Source organism: Geodermatophilus sp. DF01-2, from assembly GCF_004571065.1.
Taxonomy (GTDB): domain Bacteria; phylum Actinomycetota; class Actinomycetes; order Mycobacteriales; family Geodermatophilaceae; genus Geodermatophilus.
Genome location: NZ_SPQN01000039.1, coordinates 1 through 17257, shown reverse-complemented (window position 1 = coordinate 17257; position 17257 = coordinate 1). Strand labels below are relative to the sequence as shown.

The 17257-nt window shown below is 75.1% G+C and carries 16 protein-coding genes; 4 read left to right on the top strand and 12 right to left on the bottom strand.

Annotation, left to right across the window (positions count from 1 at the left end; all coding sequences use genetic code 11):
• The first annotated feature begins 27 nt into the window (after positions 1 to 27).
• From zwf to E4P41_RS23630, 4 genes are all read left to right on the top strand, one after another.
• Positions 28 to 1545 carry a glucose-6-phosphate dehydrogenase gene (gene zwf / locus E4P41_RS11820; protein WP_135141455.1) on the top strand — a complete coding sequence of 506 codons (1518 nt, stop codon included), beginning with the start codon at positions 28 to 30 and terminating at the stop codon, positions 1543 to 1545.
• A gap of 10 nt (positions 1546 to 1555) precedes the next feature.
• The gene (locus E4P41_RS11815; RefSeq protein ID WP_135141454.1) at positions 1556 to 2653 is read left to right on the top strand and encodes a glucose-6-phosphate dehydrogenase assembly protein OpcA; all 1098 of its coding nucleotides are present in this window, start codon (positions 1556 to 1558) and stop codon (positions 2651 to 2653) included.
• Entirely contained in the window at positions 2650 to 3462 is an 813-nt protein-coding gene (pgl, locus tag E4P41_RS11810; protein WP_135141453.1) for a 6-phosphogluconolactonase, read from the top strand. The genes E4P41_RS11815 and pgl overlap by 4 nt, the downstream gene beginning before the upstream one ends.
• Positions 3463 to 3583: 121 nt before the next feature.
• Entirely contained in the window at positions 3584 to 3706 is a 123-nt protein-coding gene (locus E4P41_RS23630; RefSeq protein ID WP_280660293.1) for a hypothetical protein, read from the top strand.
• A gap of 101 nt (positions 3707 to 3807) precedes the next feature.
• Here E4P41_RS23630 and E4P41_RS23625 read toward each other — a convergent pair whose 3' ends face one another.
• The 12 genes from E4P41_RS23625 to E4P41_RS11750 form a co-directional block, all read right to left on the bottom strand.
• The gene (locus E4P41_RS23625; RefSeq protein WP_135141452.1) at positions 3808 to 4149 is read right to left on the bottom strand and encodes an RNA polymerase-binding protein RbpA; all 342 of its coding nucleotides are present in this window, start codon (positions 4147 to 4149) and stop codon (positions 3808 to 3810) included.
• A gap of 163 nt (positions 4150 to 4312) precedes the next feature.
• Positions 4313 to 4546, bottom strand: coding sequence for a preprotein translocase subunit SecG (secG, locus tag E4P41_RS11800; RefSeq protein WP_135141451.1), 234 nt, complete (start codon positions 4544 to 4546; stop codon positions 4313 to 4315).
• Positions 4547 to 4643: 97 nt separating this feature from the next.
• A complete protein-coding gene (locus E4P41_RS11795; RefSeq protein WP_135141450.1) occupies positions 4644 to 6431 on the bottom strand; it encodes an ABC transporter substrate-binding protein in 1788 nt (595 codons plus the stop codon).
• A gap of 32 nt (positions 6432 to 6463) precedes the next feature.
• Positions 6464 to 7291: a triose-phosphate isomerase gene (tpiA, locus tag E4P41_RS11790; RefSeq protein WP_245177286.1), complete on the bottom strand. Its 828-nt coding sequence runs from the start codon at positions 7289 to 7291 to the stop codon at positions 6464 to 6466.
• A complete protein-coding gene (locus E4P41_RS11785) occupies positions 7291 to 8496 on the bottom strand; it encodes a phosphoglycerate kinase (protein WP_135141449.1) in 1206 nt (401 codons plus the stop codon). The genes tpiA and E4P41_RS11785 overlap by 1 nt, the downstream gene beginning before the upstream one ends.
• 44 nt (positions 8497 to 8540) lie before the next feature.
• Positions 8541 to 9545: a type I glyceraldehyde-3-phosphate dehydrogenase gene (gap, locus tag E4P41_RS11780; protein ID WP_135141448.1), complete on the bottom strand. Its 1005-nt coding sequence runs from the start codon at positions 9543 to 9545 to the stop codon at positions 8541 to 8543.
• Positions 9546 to 9783: 238 nt separating this feature from the next.
• A complete protein-coding gene (gene whiA / locus E4P41_RS11775; RefSeq protein ID WP_135141447.1) occupies positions 9784 to 10764 on the bottom strand; it encodes a DNA-binding protein WhiA in 981 nt (326 codons plus the stop codon).
• Between the two features lie 27 nt (positions 10765 to 10791).
• Positions 10792 to 11868 (bottom strand): uridine diphosphate-N-acetylglucosamine-binding protein YvcK, encoded by a 1077-nt coding sequence (yvcK, locus tag E4P41_RS11770; RefSeq protein ID WP_135141446.1) that lies wholly within the window; start codon positions 11866 to 11868, stop codon positions 10792 to 10794.
• Entirely contained in the window at positions 11868 to 12833 is a 966-nt protein-coding gene (gene rapZ, locus E4P41_RS11765; RefSeq protein WP_135141445.1) for an RNase adapter RapZ, read from the bottom strand. Before rapZ ends, yvcK begins: the two co-directional genes overlap by 1 nt.
• Positions 12830 to 14914: an excinuclease ABC subunit UvrC gene (gene uvrC, locus E4P41_RS11760; protein ID WP_135141444.1), complete on the bottom strand. Its 2085-nt coding sequence runs from the start codon at positions 14912 to 14914 to the stop codon at positions 12830 to 12832. Before uvrC ends, rapZ begins: the two co-directional genes overlap by 4 nt.
• A 99-nt stretch (positions 14915 to 15013) precedes the next feature.
• Positions 15014 to 15946, bottom strand: coding sequence for an alpha/beta fold hydrolase (locus E4P41_RS11755; RefSeq protein ID WP_135141443.1), 933 nt, complete (start codon positions 15944 to 15946; stop codon positions 15014 to 15016).
• A complete protein-coding gene (locus E4P41_RS11750) occupies positions 15943 to 17178 on the bottom strand; it encodes a saccharopine dehydrogenase NADP-binding domain-containing protein (RefSeq protein ID WP_135141442.1) in 1236 nt (411 codons plus the stop codon). The genes E4P41_RS11755 and E4P41_RS11750 overlap by 4 nt, the downstream gene beginning before the upstream one ends.
• Positions 17179 to 17257: the final 79 nt, after the last annotated feature.

Sequence of the window (17257 nt, the reverse complement as noted above, 5' to 3'; positions counted from 1 at the left end):
GTCCCCCTCCGATCTCGAGGACGGATCATGATTCCCAACCCGCTGCGCGATCCGCGGGACCGGCGGCTGCCCCGGGTACCGGAACCCTGCGCGCTGGTGGTCTTCGGCATCACCGGGGACCTGTCCCGCAAGAAGCTCCTCCCGGCCGTCTACGACCTGGCCAACCGCGGCCTGCTGCCGACCAACTTCGCCCTGCTCGGCCTCGCGCGCCGCGACTGGGGGAACGAGGACTTCGCCGAGCTGGCCCGCTCCGCCGCGCGCAAGGCCGCCCGGACCCCGTGGCGGGAGGAGGTCTGGGAGCGCCTCGCCGGCAGCGTGCGCTTCGTGCAGGGCTCGTTCGACGACGACAACGCCTTCGACGAGCTGGCCGCCACCCTCGCCGAGCTCGAGGGCAGCCACGGCATCGGCGGCAACGCCGCCTTCTACCTCTCCATCCCGCCGGCGATGTTCCCGGTCGTGCTCAAGCAGGTGCAGCGCACCGGCATGGCCGAGAGCACGCCGGACCGCTGGCGCCGGGTGGTCGTGGAGAAGCCGTTCGGCACCGACCTGGCCTCCAGCCGGGCGCTCAACGAACTGGTCGACTCGGTGTTCAGCGCCGACGACGTCTTCCGCATCGACCACTACCTGGGCAAGGAGACCGTCCAGAACCTGATGGCGCTGCGGTTCGCCAACACCCTGTTCGAGCCGATCTGGAACGTCCACCACGTCGATTCCGTGCAGATCACCATGGCCGAGGACGTCGGGATCGGCGGGCGGGCGCAGTTCTACGAGGAGACCGGCGCCGCCCGGGACGTGCTGCAGAACCACCTGCTGCAGCTGCTGGCGCTCACCGCGATGGAGGAGCCGGTCGAGTTCTCCGCCGAGGAGATCCGCACCGAGAAGCTCAAGGTGCTGCGCGCGATCTCGCTGCCCGAGGACCTCGCGACCTCCGCCGTCCGCGGCCAGTACGAGCAGGGCTGGCTGGCCGGTCAGCGGGCCACCGGGTACCGCGAGGAGGACGGCGTCGACCCGCACTCGACCACCGAGACCTACGCCGCCGTCCGGCTCGGCGTGGAGACCCGGCGGTGGGCCGGCGTGCCGTTCTACCTGCGCGCCGGCAAGCGGCTGCCGCGGCGGGTCACCGAGATCGCGCTCGTCTTCAAGCGCGCTCCGCACCTGCCCTTCGCCGACACCGACACCGAGGAGCTGGGCAACAACCAGCTGGTCGTGCGAGTGCAACCCGACGAGGGGGTCACCCTCAAGTTCGGGTCGAAGGTGCCCGGGAGCGTGATGGAGGTCCGCGACGTGTCGATGGACTTCCTCTACGGCGAGCAGTTCACCGAGGCCAGCCCCGAGGCCTACGAGCGCCTGCTGCTCGACGTCCTGCTCGGCGACGCGACGCTCTTCCCGCGCAACGCGGAGGTCGAGGCGTCGTGGGCGGTGATCGACCCGCTCGAAGAGTTCTGGGCGGGCACGAGACCGCAGCCCTACCGGGCCGGCGAGTGGGGGCCGCGCGCCGCCGACGAGATGCTCGCCGCCGAGGGCCGCCGGTGGCGGCGACCGTGAGGAGACGACCGTGACCACGCTGTGGGACACCACCGGCTCGGCCGTGGTGAAGGAGCTGGCCGCGCAGCGGCGCACCGGCGGCGCCGTGCTCTCCGGTGTCGCCCTGACCCTCGTGGTCGTGGCCGACGAGAACCGGGTGGCCGAGGCCGAGGAGGCCGCGACCGCCGCCGCCGAGCAGCACCCCTGCCGGCTGCTCATCGTCGTGCGCCGGCACATCGAGGCGCCGACCCCGCGCCTGGACGCCGAGGTGCTCATCGGCGGCCGGCTGGGCCCGGGCGAGGCCGTGGTCATGCGGATGTACGGCCGGCTGGCCCTGCACGCCGAGTCGGTGGTGCTGCCGCTGCTGGCCGCGGACGCCCCGGTGGTGACCTGGTGGCACGACACCCCGCCGGAGCAGCTGGCCACCGACGCGCTCGCGGTCATCGCCGACCGGCGGATCACCGACAGCTCGCTGGCCGACGACCAGCTCGCCGCCCTGCGCACCCGCGCCGAGGACTACGCCCCCGGCGACACCGACCTGGCCTGGACCCGCAGCACGCCGTGGCGGGCCACCCTCACGTCGACCGTCGACTCGGTGTCCGGTCGTCGCGGGGAGGCCGTCCGGGTGCTGGGCGGCCAGGTCGAAGGAGACCCCGGGCACGCCACGGCGCTGCTGCTGGCCGGCTGGCTGAGCGCGCGCTGTGGCCTCGACGTCCCGGTGGTGGCCGGCGAACGTCGACCCGGCCCCAGTGGCGTCTCCGCGGTCGCCCTGCAGCTCGACCAGGACGAGCGGGTGCGGGTGGCGGCCGACCGCCGCGGCGGGGCGGTGATCAGCCAGCCCTACCGGCCGGAGGCGACCGTGGCACTGCCCGACCGGCAGCTCGGCGACCTGATCGGCGAGGAGCTGCGCCGGCTGGACCCGGACGAGCCCTTCGCCGAGGCTCTGGAAGCCACGACCGGCGTCCCGGACCTGACGGACCGCACGTCGGTGCGCAAGCACATGTGGCTGGACCCCGCCGAGGCCCGCGGCGGGCCCGGGGAGTTGCTGGACACCGTGCCGGAGGACTCGATCGGGGACGACGAGGTCGCCGTCAGCGGTGAGCGCAACAGCACGGAGGTGGCCCCGTGAGTCTGCCCCCCGGCGAGCGCATCGCCGCCCGGCCGGCCGCGGAGGGCCAGCGGCCGGACGTCGTCGTCGAGCCCGACGCCGACCGGCTGGCCCGCGACGTCGCCGCGGCGCTGGTCGCCCGGCTGGCCGCGGCGCAGGCGGTGCACGGGACGGCGAGGGTCGTCCTCACCGGCGGCGGCATCGGCACCGCCGTCCTCGAGCGGGTCGCCGACCTGGCCCGCGAGCCGGCGCGCGAGCGGGTGGACTGGGCCGCCGTCGACGTCTGGTGGGGCGACGACCGCTTCGTGCCCGCCGGGAACGAGGAGCGCAACGAGCTCGGCGCGCGGCGGGCGCTGCTCGACGCGGTCGCCGTCCCGGCGGAGCGGGTGCACGCCATGCCCCCCTCGGACGCCGGGTTCGCCGAGCCGGAGGACGCCGCGGCCTGGTACGCCGACCAGCTGGCCGCCGCGGCGCCCGAGGGCGCGATGCTGCCCCGCTTCGACGTGCTGCTGCTCGGCATGGGCCCGGAGGGCCACGTCGCCTCGATCTTCCCGGGGACGCCGGCGGTCACCGACGACCGCACGGTGGTCGCCGTGCGCGACTGCCCCAAGCCGCCGCCGACCCGGATCAGCCTCGGCTTTCCCGCGCTCAACGCCGCCGAGGAGGTGTGGCTGCTGGTCTCCGGCGCGGCCAAGGCGCCCGCGGTCGCGCAGGCCCTGACCGGTGGGGCGACACCCGGGGAGCTGCCCGCGGCCGGCGTGCACGGGCGCCGGGCGACCCGCTGGCTGATCGATGTCGACGCCGCCTCCGAGCTGGACCGGGAGGGCTGAGCTCGGCCTCGCGGTCGGGTGGCACGACGACCGGGGTCGGCGGAATCCGGCGGAGCACTCTCCGGTGCGCGACCCGGCGCACCGTCCGGCCGCACCGCCGTCCTCACCCGTGGAGCATGCGATGACGCTCCCCGCGCCGGCCGGCCGCCGCACCGCCCGCCCCGTGCCGGTCGTCGTCCTGGTGCCGCACCGGTACCAGGACACCCCGGCTGCTAGTGGGACCGGGGGCTGGCGACCTGGGTGACCCGGGTGACCGTGCCCCGGCCGCGGCCACCGCGCAACTGAAGAGGACCCCGTCCTCCCGGGTCGCCCCGCACGCTCGGGGGCGCCCTGGAGGGGCCGTCCTCAGGCGCCGCGCCGGGCCCGCAGCTTGGCCAGCGCCTCCTCGAGCAGGGCATCGCCGTCGGCGTCGCTCCGCCGCTCGCGCACGTAGGCCAGGTGGGTCTTGTACGGCTCGGTCCGCGGCGCCGGGGGCGGGGCCGACTGGTCCTGGCCGGCGGGCAGGCCGCACCGCGGGCAGTCCCACAGGTCGGGGACCTCGGCGTCGGAAGCGAAGGCCACATGGGTCTCGTGCCCCTGCGCGCACCAGAACAGGACCCGCCGGCGAGGGGCCGCCTCGCCGCGTTCGGCCTCGCCCATCGGCCCCGCGCCGACCCGTGTGCCACGGATCGCGTTACCACCAGCCACGAGTGCCCCCTGTGCGTCTCCGACGATCTGCGGCGACCCGCCACTGGGGCAGTCTAGGGCCTGGACCGGTGCCGCGAAGAGGACTTTGGCCCCGTCCCGGGTCCCGGCCCCCTGCATGGCCCGCCGCGAGCCTGCGAGCGGTGGGGGGCAGGAGGGTCCTTCGTCAGACCTTGAGCAGGATGCCGAGGCCGACGATGCAGACCGTCCAGATCAACCCGGTGAAGACGGTCAGCCGGTTGAGGTTCTTCTCCACCACGGAGGAACCGGACAGCTGCGAGGAGACCGCGCCGCCGAACATCGAGGACAGGCCCCCACCCTTGCCGCGGTGCAGCAGGATCAGCACCACGAGGAGCACGCTGGTGAGCACCAGCAGCACGTTGAGGACCAGCTCGACCATGCCCCCGAGGGTAACCGACCCCCGGCGGCTCCCCCGTCAGCGCGGCTCTCCGGGCTGTCAGCGGCTGTCCACAGGGTCCGCTTCCGCGCCCGGGCTGTCAGCGGACGCCGGCGGTCGCCAGGTCGTAGCTCGTGTACGGCCCCATCACCACGCCGTTGCGCAGTCGCTGGCCGGCCAGCAGCTGCACCCGGGACTCCGCCAGCGGGACGTAGGCGCCGCTGGCGGTGGCCGCCGTCGCCACGTCCCGCCAGGCGGCGCGGGCCGCCTCCGGGTCGCCGGCGGCCGCGCGAGCGGCGTCGATCAGCCCGTCGATGGCCGGGTCGGTGAGCCGGGCGAAGTTGGTGTTGCCGACCAGGCTGACCGACCGGCCGTCCACCAGCGGCACCAGGAAGGACCCCGGGGTCGGGAAGTCGGCGGTCCAGGTGGCCAGCACGATGCCGATCCCGTTGGCGCGGACGCGGTCGGGGTTGCCGACCTCGGTGGCGTAGAAGCTCGGGGCGTCCAGCGCCCGCACCTCGACCTGGATGCCGATGCCGGCCAGCTGCCCGGCGACCTCCTCGGCGACGGCCACGCTGGTCGGGGCGTCCGGGACGGCGAGCACGGTGCTGAAGCCGTCCGGCCGGCCGCAGGCGGCCAGCGCTTCCTCTGCCGCCGCCGGATCGGCTGGAGGGTCGGGGTCCTCGGGCCCGCCGTCGACGCCGCGCGGCCACAGCTGGGAGGTGCGCACGGCCTCCGTCGCCCCGCCCAGCGCCTCCTGCACCGCGGCCCGGTCGACGACCGCGGCCACCGCGGCCCGGCACGCGGGGTTGTCGAACGGCGCCACGTCGGTCGGCAGCGCGAGCAGCCGGACGACGTTGTTGGTGAGCTCGTCGACCCGGTCGGTCAGCGGGACGTCCCCGCCGGTCCCCTCGCCGAGCCGGGCCGTCGTGGGCGCCTGGATGCCGGTGCCCGAGATGTCGACGTCGGCCGAGCCGGCGAGCAGCGCCTGGTCCCGCTCCACGCCGGTCAGCCCGGTACGCACGACCACCCGGTCGGGCAGGGCCCGGCGCACGCCGTCGGCCGCCGGGTCCCACTGCGGGTTGCGGTCGAGCACGATGCCGGTGACCGGGTCGACCGTGGTGATGACGTACGGGCCGGAGGAGACCGGATCGCGACCGTAGTCGGCGCCGGTGTCGTTCTCGATCGGGACCGGGCTGCTCGAGGGGAGCGCCATGACGTAGGGGAAGTCCGGCTGCGGCGAGCGGAGCCGGAAGGTGATGGTGCGGTCGTCGGGCGTCTCGACCGACGCCAGACCGAGCTTGCCCGGCGTCTCGTCCTGGTACGGGCCGGCGTAGGGGTTGCCCGGGTCGTCGAGCAGATCGACCACGCGGGTGGGCCCACCCACGACGACGTCCGAGGCGAACGACCGCTCGATGCCGTACTTGACGTCCCGCGAGGTGATCGGCCGGCCGGTCTCGAACCGGGCGCCGTCGCGGAGCGTGAAGGTCCAGGTCAGGCCGCCGTCCGGGGTGGTGCCCAGGTCGGTGGCGAGGTCGGGCACCAGCTCGTCGGTGCGGCCGGGCTCGGTCGAGTAGGTGACCAGCGTGCGGGTGTAGAGCCGCATCAGGTTCCACACCCCGGGCAGGTAGGAGCGCTGCGGGTCGAGGCTGTCGACCTCGCCGGTCACCACCCGCAGCGTGCCGCCGGTCGCGTCCGACGGCGCCCGGACTCCGGTGATCCCGGCGTCCGGGGCACCGCCGACGACGGGGACGCGCGGCCCGCCGTCCCGGACGTTGGCACAGCCGACCGCCACGGCCACGACCAGCAGGACGACCACGGCGACGCCGACGACCCGGCCGCGAGTGCCCCGCGCCCGGACCCGGCCCCGCTCCAGCGTGCTGTCCAACCCACCCGCTCCCCGCCTGCCGGCGGCGGCGGTCAGCTGCCGTCGGCGGCTGACCGACAGATCTGCGCGAACTCGTCGCCGTCGAGGCTCGCGCCCCCGACGAGTGCACCGTCGACGTCCGGCCCGGCCAGAATCCCGGCCGTGTTCGCGGCCTTCACCGACCCGCCGTAGAGGATACGGACCACAGCGGCGGTCCCGGGGCCGAAACGCTCGGCGAGCCGTGACCGTAGGGCAGCGCACACCTCCTGAGCGTCCTCGGGCGTGGCGACCTCGCCGGTGCCGATCGCCCACACCGGCTCGTACGCGATCACGATCCCGGTGCCCTCGCCCGGCGAGGTCAGCTGCTCGGCGGCCAGTCCCTCCAGCGCGGCGTCCAACTGGGCGGTGCAGTGGGCGACGTGCTCGCCGGCGCGGCGCACCTCCAGCCCCTCCCCCACGCAGACGATCGGGACCAGGCCGTGCCGCAACGCCGCCTGCACCTTGCCGGCCACCACGGAGTCGTCCTCGCCGTGCAGCGCGCGCCGCTCCGAGTGGCCGACCACCACGTACCGGCAGGCCAGCGCGGCCAGCATCGCGCCGCTGACCTCGCCGGTGTAGGCGCCGGAGTCCTGCAGCGAGAGGTCCTGCGCGCCGTAGCCGACCTCGAGCTTGTCGCCGGCCACCAGCGTCTGCACGCTGCGCAGCGCGGTGAACGGCGGCAGGACGACGACCTCGGCGGCCTCCAGCTCGGGCTCCTTGAGGCTGAAGGCCAGCTTCTGCACCAGACCGATCGCCTCGAGGTGGGTGAGGTGCATCTTCCAGTTGCCGGCGATCAGCGGCCGGCGGCCCTCGCGGCGGACCGGCGTCCCCTTGCGTGCCACTACGCCTCCCCTCGGCCGGCGAGCACCGCGAGGCCCGGCAGCTCCCGGCCCTCGAGGTACTCCAGCGACGCGCCACCGCCGGTGCTGATGTGGCCGTAGGCGGCCTCGTCGAGCCCCAGCCGGCGCACCGCGGCGGCCGAGTCGCCGCCGCCCACGACCGACAGGCCGTCGACCGCGGCGACCGCCTCGGCCACCCCGCGGGTGCCGGCCTGGAACGGGGCCAGCTCGAACACGCCCATCGGGCCGTTCCAGAAGACCGTCCGGGCGCCGCCCAGCTCGCGGCCGAAGGCCTCGACGGTGCGCGGGCCGACGTCGAGGCCCATCTGCCCCTCCGGGATCTGATCGACCGGGACGGTGGTCGTCTCGGCCTCGGCGCTGAACTCCGGTGCGCAGACCACGTCGACCGGCAGCACGATCCGGTCGCCGGCCTCGGCCAGCAGCCGCCGGCAGGTGTCGACCTGGTCGGCCTCCAGCAGCGAGCGGCCCACGCCGGAGCCCTGCGCGGCGAGGAAGGTGAAGCACATCCCCCCGCCGACGAGCAGCCGGTCGACCTTGGGCAGCAGCGCCTCGATCACGGCCAGCTTGTCGCTGACCTTGGAGCCGCCGAGCACCACGACGTAGGGCCGGTCGGGGTCGGTGGTCAGCCGGGTGAGGACGTCGAGCTCGGTGGCCACCAGCCGGCCGGCGACGTGCGGCAGCCGCAGCGCCACGTCGTACACCGACGCGTGCCTGCGGTGCACCGCGCCGAAGGCGTCGTCGACGTAGGCGTCGGCGAGGGCGGCCAGCCGGTCGGCCAGCTCCCCCCGCTCGGCGTCGTCCTCGGACGTCTCGGCAGCCTCGAAGCGAACGTTCTCCAGCAGCAGCACGTCGCCGTCGCCGAGGGCAGCGGCCTTCGCGCGGGCGTCGTCGCCGGCGACGTCGGCGGCCAGGGGCACGTCGGCGCCGAGCAGCTCGCCGAGGCGCGCGGCGACCGGCGCCAGCGAGTACTGCGGGTCCGGCGCGCCCTTGGGTCGGCCGAGGTGGGCGGCGACGATCACCCGCGCGCCGGCGTCCCGCAGCGCCTGCAGGGTCGGCAGGCTGGCCCGGATCCGGCCGTCGTCGGTGATCGCGCGGGGGCTCTTGTCGAGGGGGACGTTCAGGTCGGCGCGCACGAGCACGCGCCGACCCGAGACGCCCTCGGCGAGGAGGTCGTCGAGAGAGCGCATCGTCTGGGAACGGGCCGGGCGGGTCCGGGGGTGGGCGGGGCGGGTCAGAGGGACCGCCCCACCAGCGCGGTGAGGTCGACCAGGCGGTTGGAGTAGCCCCACTCGTTGTCGTACCAGCCGAGCACCTTCGCCATCGGCCCGAAGACCTTGGTCAGCTTGGCGTCGTAGATGCACGACGCCGGGTCGGTGACGATGTCGGAGGAGACGATCGGCGCATCGGTGTAGGTGAGATACCTGCCGAGCGGACCTGCGGCGGCCTCGCGGTAGGCGGCGTCGATGTCGTCGGCCGAGGCCTCGCGGGTCAGCTGCACGGTGAGGTCGGTCGCGGAGCCGGTCGGGACCGGGACGCGGATGGCGTAGCCGTCGAGCTTGCCCTTGAGCTCGGGCAGCACCAGGCCGATCGCCTTGGCCGCACCGGTCGAGGTCGGCACCATGTTCAGCGCGGCGGCACGGGCCCGGCGGAGGTCCTTGTGCGGACCGTCCTGCAGGTTCTGGTCGGCCGTGTAGGCGTGGATCGTGGTCATCAGGCCGCGCTCGATGCCGAACGCGTCGTTGAGCACCTTGGCCAGCGGGGCCAGGCAGTTCGTGGTGCAGGATGCGTTGCTGATGATCGTCTGCGAGCCGTCGTAGAGGTCGTCGTTGACCCCCATGACGATCGTGACGTCGTCGTCGGTCGCGGGCGCGGAGATGATGACCTTCTTCGCCCCGCCGGCGTCGACGTGCTTGCGCGCGTCGGCGGCCTTGGTGAAGAAGCCGGTGGACTCGACGACGACGTCGACGCCCAGGTCACCCCACGGCAGGTTGGCGGGGTCACGCTCCGAGAGCACCTTCATGGTGTTCCCGCCGATCTTGATGCCCTCGCCGTCGGCGGCGACGTCCTCGGCGAGCTTGCCCAGGACGCTGTCGTGCTTCAGCAGGTGCGCCAGGACCTCCGGGCTGGTGAGGTCGTTCACCGCCACGATCTCGATGTCCTGGCCGCTGGCTGCGGCGGCCCGCCAGAAGTTGCGGCCGATCCGGCCGAAACCGTTGATGCCCACCCGCACGGTCACTGAGACCTCCACGTCGTTCGACTCAGGGGCCGCGCGCAGCACGCGACCCCGCTCGGCGACGACCCTATCGGTCCGCCGACGGCACGGCCCGGGCCGCCCACGGCCGCGGGTGGCCCGGGGCGGGAGAGGTGGGCCCCCCTGCAGGGTCCCACCGCGAGCCTGCGAGTGGCGGGGGCAGCAGAAGGACCCCCCCTCCCCGCCCCTCGCTCCGCTCCGGGCGGTGCCCGGGATGGGGTCGCTACTGGGTCAGCATGTCCTCGGTGACGACAGACTCCGTGTCCGGGATGCCGAGGTCCTTGGCCCGCTTGTCGGCCATGGCCAGCAGCCGGCGGATGCGGCCCGCGACGGCGTCCTTGGTCATCGGCGGGTCGGCGCGCTGGCCGAGCTCCTCCAGCGACGCCTGGCCGTGCTGCAGCCGCAGCCGCCCGGCGATGAGCAGGTGCTCCGGAGCGTCGCCGTCGAGGATCTCCAGCGCCCGCTCCACGCGGGCGCTCGCGGCGACCGCGGCGCGGGCCGAGCGGCGCAGGTTGGCGTCGTCGAAGTTGGCCAGCCGGTTGGCGGTGGCCCGGACCTCGCGGCGCATCCGCCGCTCCTCCCAGGCCAGCACCGCGTCGTGGGCGCCCATGCGGGTGAGCAGCGCGCTGATCGCGTCGCCGTCCCGCACGACCACCCGGTCGGCGCCGCGCACCTCGCGGGCCTTGGCCGCGATGCCCAGCCGGCGGGCCGCGCCGACCAGCGCCATCGCCGCCTCGGGGCCGGGGCAGGTGACCTCCAGGGACGAGGAACGGCCGGGCTCGGTGAGCGACCCGTGCGCCAGGAAGGCTCCGCGCCAGGCGGCCTCGGCGTCGTTGATGCCGCCGCTGACCACCGACGGCGGGAGCCCGCGGACCGGGCGCCCGCGCTGGTCGACCAGCCCCGTCTGCCGGGCCAGGCCCTCGCCGTGCTTGGCGATGCGGACCAGGTAACGCACCCCGCGGCGGATGTTGCCGCCGGCCAGCACGCTCACGCCGCTGGTGTAGCCGTAGACCTCGCTGATGTCGCGACGCAGCCGGCGGGCCACCGAGCCGGTGTCGAGCTCGGCCTCGATGACCACGCGGCCACCCACGATGTGCAGGCCGCCGCTGAAGCGCAGCAGCGCGGTGACCTCCGCCTTGCGCTCGGAGGTCTTGGTGCACTCCACGCGAGACAGCTCGTCCTTGACCATGGCGGTCATCGCCATGCCGTCCACCCCCACGTCCCCCCGGGGTTACCAGGCCCCATCGGCGGCCTCTCCTTCGTCTCCCCCTCGTACCGGTTCCGGCACCTGAGGTTGCGGTACCCGCTCGTCGATTTCCATCCCCCGCCGCGCCCCGACCGCCGCCCCGAGTGCCGCCGCGAGGCGCGCCGGGTCGTGCCGCGGCACGCCGCCGTCCTCGGCGACCGGGGCCAGGACGAGCTCGGCACCGCACTCACGTACCGCAGACAGGAGACCACAGCGGTCAACCACCGATTCTGCATCGGCGATCACGGTGTGCAACGCCACTCCGCGCAGGTGGGACCGCAGCACCGTCAGGTGCTCCTCGGGGGAGAAGCCGTCGGTCTCCCCCGGCTGCGGCTCCAGGTTGAGGACGACGACCACCCGGGCGCGGCTGGCGGCGAGCGCGGCACGCAGCCGCGGGACGAGCAGGTGCGGCAGTACCGACGTGTACCAGGAGCCCGGACCGAGCGACACGACGTCGGCCGCGGCGATCGCCTCGAGCACGGCCGGGTGCACCGGCGGGTCCGGCGGCGAGACCAGGATCTCGCGCACGTGGCCGGGGGTGGAGGCGATCGCCACCTGCCCGCGGATGGTGCGGATGCGCGCCGGGTCGTCGGGGTCGGTGCTCTCCACCCGGGCGACCAGGTCGAGGGGGACGTCGGCCATGGGCAGCACCCGGCCGCGGGCGCCGAGCAGCCGGCACAGGTCGTCGAGCGCGCGGACGGTGTCGCCGCCGTGCATCTCGGTCAGCCCGGTGAGCACCAGGTTGCCCACGGGGTGGCCGGCGAGGACGCCGCTGCCGCCGAACCGGTGCTGCAGCAGCGCCGCCATCTGCCGGGTGCCGTCGTCGCCGTCGGCCAGGGCGGTCAGCGCCATCCGCAGGTCACCGGGCGGCAGGACCGGCATCTCCCGGCGGATCCGTCCCGAGGATCCCCCGTCGTCGGCGACGGTGACGACGGCGGTCAGGTGGTGGGTGATCCGGCGCCAGGCGGCCAGCGCGGCGGCCAACCCGTGGCCGCCGCCGAAGGCGACGACCCGCGGCGGCCGGGCCGGGGCCCCGTCCGGGCCGGAGGTCGGGCCGCCCACTACTCGCGGCCCAGGTCGCGGTGCTGGACGGTGGCGTCGACGCCGTCCGCCCGGAGCCGGCGGGCGAACTCCTCGGCGATCGCGACGCTGCGGTGCTTCCCCCCGGTGCAGCCGACGGCGAGGGTCAGGTAGCGCTTGCCTTCGCGCCGGTAACCGGGGATGAGCAGCCGCAACACGTCGGTGTAGCGGTCGAGGAACGGCCGGGCGTCGTCCTGGCCGAGGACGTAGTCCCGCACGTCCGGGTCCTGTCCGGTGTGCGGCCGCAGCTCGGGCAGCCAGTGCGGATTGGGCAGGAACCGGGCGTCGACGACCAGGTCGGCGTCCAGTGGCAGGCCGTACTTGAAGCCGAAGCTGAGCACGGTGGCGGTCAGCGGCGGGGCCTGGCCCTCGCGGGCGAAGGCGTTCTCCAACGTGGCGCGCAGCTGGTGGACGTTGAGGTCGCTGGTGTCGACCCAGAGGTCGGCCTCTCCGGCGATGCCGGTGAGCAGCGCCCGCTCGGCGGTGATGCCGTCGGTGAGCGTGCCGCTGCCCTGCAGCGGGTGCTCGCGCCGGTTGGACTCGTAGCGGCGGACCAGCACCTCGTCGCGGGCGTGCACGTAGACCACCCGGGGCCGGTGGCCGGCCTGGGCCAGCACCCGGATCGCCTCCTGCAGGTCGCTGGAGAAGGCCCGGCTGCGCACGTCGACGACGGCGGCGAAGCGCCGGACGTCGCCGCGCGCGCCGAGCTCCACCATCGGCAGCAGCAGCGCCGGGGGCAGGTTGTCGACGACGAACCAGCCGAGGTCCTCCAGCACCCGCCCGGCGCTGTTCTTGCCGGCACCGGAGAGGCCGGTGACGACGACGACGTCCAGCGGCTGCGTCTCGGTGGTCGACGGGTCCAGCGGCGCAGTGACGTCGCTGTGCGGGTGGCCCGGGGGGCCCGGGGGCGCGTCCAGGTGCGCGGACCCGCTCGCCAGCTCCCTCACGAGGCCACCAGGCCGACCTCGGCGGTGGCACCGGATCCGCTGCGGGGGGTGCCGCGCTCGGCCGGGCCGACCGGCGCGGTCGTCGTCTCGACGACGTCCCCGACCGGCGCGCTCTGCGCGGGCTGCCCGGCCGCGTCCCCCGGTGGCTGGGCCGCCGCCTCCGCCGCGTCCGGCCGGGTGACCGCGGTGAGCACCGCCTCCGCCGTCCGCCGGCCGATGCCGGGGACGGCCGTCAGCTCCTCGACGGTGGCGGCCCGCAGCCGCTTGAGCGATCCGAACTCCTTCATCAGCGCCTTCCGCCGCGTCTCCCCGAGGCCGGGGACGTCGTCCAACAGGGAGACCAGCATGCTGGTGGACCGCTTCTGCCGGTGGTAGGTGATCGCGAACCGGTGCGCCTCGTCGCGGACCCGCTGCAGCAGGTACAGCGCCTCGGAGGTGCGCGGCAGGACCACGGGGTCGGGTTCGTTCGGCAACCAGACCTCCTCCATCCGCTTGGCCAGCCCGCAGACGGCGACGTCGACGACGCCGAGCTCGTCGAGCGACCGGGCCGCGGCGGCGACCTGCGGCGCACCGCCGTCCACCACGAGCAGGTTGGGCGGGTAGGCGAACCGCCGCGGGCGGCCCTCCTCCGCCGCGATCCCCTGCTCGTCCTTCCGGTCGGCCTCCTCCCTGAGGTGGCGGGCGAACCGGCGGCGGACCACCTCGGCCATCGCCGCGGTGTCGTCGGTTCCGGAGGCGACGGAGAAGCGGCGGTAGTCGGACTTCTTCGCCAGGCCGTCCTCGAAGACGACCATGCTCGCCACGACGTCGGTGCCCTGGACGTGGCTGACGTCGATGCACTCGATCCGCAGCGGCGCCTCGGGCAGGTCGAGGGCCTCCTGCAGCTCGGCGAGAGCCAGGGAGCGGGCGGTGAGGTCGCTGGCCCGCTTCACGCGGTGGCGGGCGAAGGCCTCCTTGGCGTTGCGCTCGACCGTCTCCAGCAGGGCCCGCTTGTCGCCGCGCTGGGGCACCCGCAGCGAGACGCGGCTGCCGCGGAGCTCGCTGAGGAGTTCCTCGTAGACGTCGGCGTCGTCGGGCAGCTCGGGGACCAGCACCTCCCTGGGCACCGCCTCCCCCGCCTCTGCGGAGGCCTCGGCCCCGCTGCCAGACCCCCCGTACACCTGCAGCAGGAACTGCTCGACCAGCTCGCCGGTGGTGACCTCCTCGACCTTGTCGACGATCCAGCCGCGCTGGCCGCGCACCCGCCCGCCGCGGACGTGGAAGACCTGGACCGACGCCTCGAGCTCGTCCTGGGCGAAGGCGACGACGTCGGCGTCGGTGCCGTCGCCGAGGACGACGGCCTGCTTCTCCAGGGCGCGCCTGAGGGCGCCGAGGTCGTCGCGCAGCCGGGCGGCCTTCTCGTACTCCAACGCCTGCGCGGCCTCGGCCATCTCGCGTTCGAGGCGGCGGACCATCGAGTCGGTGCGGCCGGCCATGAAGTCGCAGAAGCCGTCGACGATCTCCCGGTGCTCCTCGGCGGAGACGCGCCCCACGCAGGGGGCGGCGCACTTGCCGATGTAGCCGAGCAGGCAGGGCCGGCCGATCTGCCCGGCGCGTCTGAAGACGCCGTTGGAGCAGGTGCGGGCCGGGAAGACGCGGGTGAGCGTGTCGAGGGTCTCGCGGATGGCCCAGGCGTGCGCGTAGGGGCCGAAGTAGCGGACACCCTTGCGCTTGGGGCCGCGCATCACCTGCAGCCGCGGGTACTCCTCGTTCAGCGTGACGGCGAGGCTGGGGTAGCTCTTGTCGTCGCGGTAGCGGACGTTGAACCGCGGGTCGAACTCCTTGATCCAGTTGTACTCGAGCTGGAGGGCCTCGACCTCGGTGCCGACGACGGTCCACTCGACGCTGGCCGCCGTCGTCACCATCTGCCGGGTGCGCGGATGCAGGCCCGCGACGTCGGCGAAGTAGCTGTTCAGCCGCTGCCGGAGACTCTTGGCCTTGCCGACGTAAACGACCCGGCCGCCCGGGTCGCGGAACTTGTAGACCCCCGGGGACTCCGGGATGCTGCCGACCGCCGGTCGGTACGTGGACGGGTCCGGCATGCGACCCACACTAGGTGGGGTGGACGACGGTCCGCCGTCCCTGCGACATGGCTGTGGTCACTGGGACGACAGCAGTGTGATTCGCCGGTTGTGACCCGGTCACCCGCCTCGGCCGCCGCCGAGGCGGGCCTCGGTCCAGGTCAGCAGGTCGCCGGTCACCTCGTCGCGGTTGGTCTCGTTGAAGACCTCGTGGCGGGCGTCGTCGTAGATCCGCAGCTCCACCGGCAGGCCGCGGGCGCGCAGCAGGTCCGCCAGCGCGACGACCTGGCCGGCGTCCACCCCGCCGACCGGGTCACGCCGGCCGGCGAGCAGCAGCACCGGCAGCCCGTCCGGCAGCGCGGCGATCGCCTCCTCGGTGGCCGACCGGACCGCCAGGCCGAAGACCCCGGCCGCGTAGCCGGTGGTCAGCGGCATCCGGTCGCCGCACAGCGGGTCGGCGACGTAGGCGTCCACCTCGGCCGGGTCGCGGGAGAGCCAGTCGAAGGGGGTGCGGGCCGGCTCGAAGGGCTGGTTGAAGGCGCCCAGCGCGTCCAGCGGGACGTCGCCGGCGCCGGCCGCGGTCGACGCCTCCAGCACGGTCACCGACTCCGCCAGGTGCGGGGCGACGCCGACCGGGCCGGACAGCGCCAGCCCGGTGAGGTCGCCGCCGGCCTGCTCCGCCGCGGCGAGCGCGACGATCGAGCCCATCGAGTGCCCGAGCAGGAGGCGCGGCACGCCGGGGTGCTCGGCGGCCGCGACCGCGTGCAGCGCACGGACGTCGGCGAGCAGGGCCTCGGCCTCGGCTCCATCGCCGAATCGGCCGGCTCCGGTGGTCTCCGCCGTCCGGCCGTGCCCACGGAGGTCCATCGCGTACACCGCGAGGCCGCGGGCGGTCAGCGCGCCGGCCAGCCGGCCGTAGCGGCCGGAGTGCTCGGAGGCGCCGTGCACGATCTGCACGGTGCCGCGGACCTCGCCTCCCGGCGACCAGCGCCGGTAGACCGGGCGCACGCTGTCGGTGGAATCGAGCCGGTGCAGGTCGTCGGGCGTCGTCATCGGGGCTCCTCCCCCACCTCGTAGGTGTGCCCGGCCGCGCGTAGGCGCTGCACCAGCACGGACCCCAGCGCGGTGGCCGGGGTGAGCGAGCCGGCCCGGCCGGGCAGCCGGTCGCCGTCCAGGGCCAGTGCGAGGGCGGTCTCGCCGAGCATGACGGCGGTGGCGGCGTAGCCCGGGTCGCCCTGGCCCGCGGCGGTGGCGCGGTAGCGGCGGCCGCTCTCGGTGGTGGCGTCGACGACCATGCGGAACCAGCCCCGGGCGCGGGCCTGTTCGCCGGGGCCGGCGCCCGGGTCGGGCAGCACCCGGTCGAGCAGGCCGCGGGTGGGCGGCAGGCTCATCGCGGCGGCGAAACCGGCCAGCCCGGCCGTGACCGCGGACGCGGTGACGGCCCCCGGAACCCCGCGACCGCAGCCCATGACCTCCCCGTAGCGCAACCCGCGGCCGTACGCCCAGTCCTGCAACGCGTTGCTCCGCCGGACGACGCGGGTGTTGAACGGGGCCATCACGAACGGCGCCGTCCACCGGCCGTCCGGGGTGCGCGACGGCGGGCCGGCGTCGCGCGGCTGGCGGGTGTCCGGCTCGGCGTCGCGATCGGGGCTCAGCGCGTAGGGGTCGCCGGCGAGCCTCCGGGCCGAGGCGTCCCGACCGAGCTCCTCGAACTGGGCGCGGGCGGAGTCGACGGTGCCGCCGCTGACCCCGCCGCGAGCGGTGGCGACCAGCTGGACGTCGCGCAGGCCGCCGGCGTCGTCGGCCCGTGCCCGCTCGGCCAGCAGGAGGGCGGACAGATCGGAGGGGACGGAGTCGTAGCCGCAGGCGTGCACGATCCGGGCACCGGTGTCGCGGGCGACCGCGTCGGTGCGGTCGATCGCCCGGCGGACGAACAGCACCTCGCCGGTGAGGTCGGCGTAGTGCGTGCCGGCCCGGGCGCAGGCCTCGACGACGGGCAGGCCGTAGCGGACGTACGGGCCGACGGTGGTGGCCAGCACCCGGGTGGACGCGGCCAGTGCGGCGAGCGAGGCGTCGTCGGTGGAGTCGGCCTCGACCAACGGCCAGCTCCGGGCGGCCGCCGGCAGCTCGCCGCGCACCTGCTCGAGCCGGCTGCGTGACCGGCCCGCCAGCGCGATGCGCAGGTCGGCGGGTGCGGCTCCGGCCAGGTAGGCGGCGAGCAGCCGGCCGACGAAGCCGGTGGCGCCGTAGACGACCAGGTCGTGGGTGCGCGCGGTATCGGCCACCGGGCCATCCTCGCCCGCGGGGCCGCCGGCCGCTCAGCCGGCCGCGGCGGCGTCGGGTAGCCGGCGTCGGCCCGAGATC

What these genes read in the sequence shown, in the direction of transcription:
- E4P41_RS23630 (WP_280660293.1), top strand. Translation starts at nt 3,584, where the DNA reads ATGACGCTCCCCGCGCCGGCCGGCCGCCGCACCGCCCGCCCCGTGCCG.
- secG (WP_135141451.1), bottom strand. Translation starts at nt 4,546, where the DNA reads ATGGTCGAGCTGGTCCTCAACGTGCTGCTGGTGCTCACCAGCGTGCTC.
- zwf (WP_135141455.1), top strand. Translation starts at nt 28, where the DNA reads ATGATTCCCAACCCGCTGCGCGATCCGCGGGACCGGCGGCTGCCCCGG.
- E4P41_RS11785 (WP_135141449.1), bottom strand. Translation starts at nt 8,496, where the DNA reads ATGCGCTCTCTCGACGACCTCCTCGCCGAGGGCGTCTCGGGTCGGCGC.
- whiA (WP_135141447.1), bottom strand. Translation starts at nt 10,764, where the DNA reads ATGGCGATGACCGCCATGGTCAAGGACGAGCTGTCTCGCGTGGAGTGC.
- uvrC (WP_135141444.1), bottom strand. Translation starts at nt 14,914, where the DNA reads ATGCCGGACCCGTCCACGTACCGACCGGCGGTCGGCAGCATCCCGGAG.
- E4P41_RS11755 (WP_135141443.1), bottom strand. Translation starts at nt 15,946, where the DNA reads ATGACGACGCCCGACGACCTGCACCGGCTCGATTCCACCGACAGCGTG.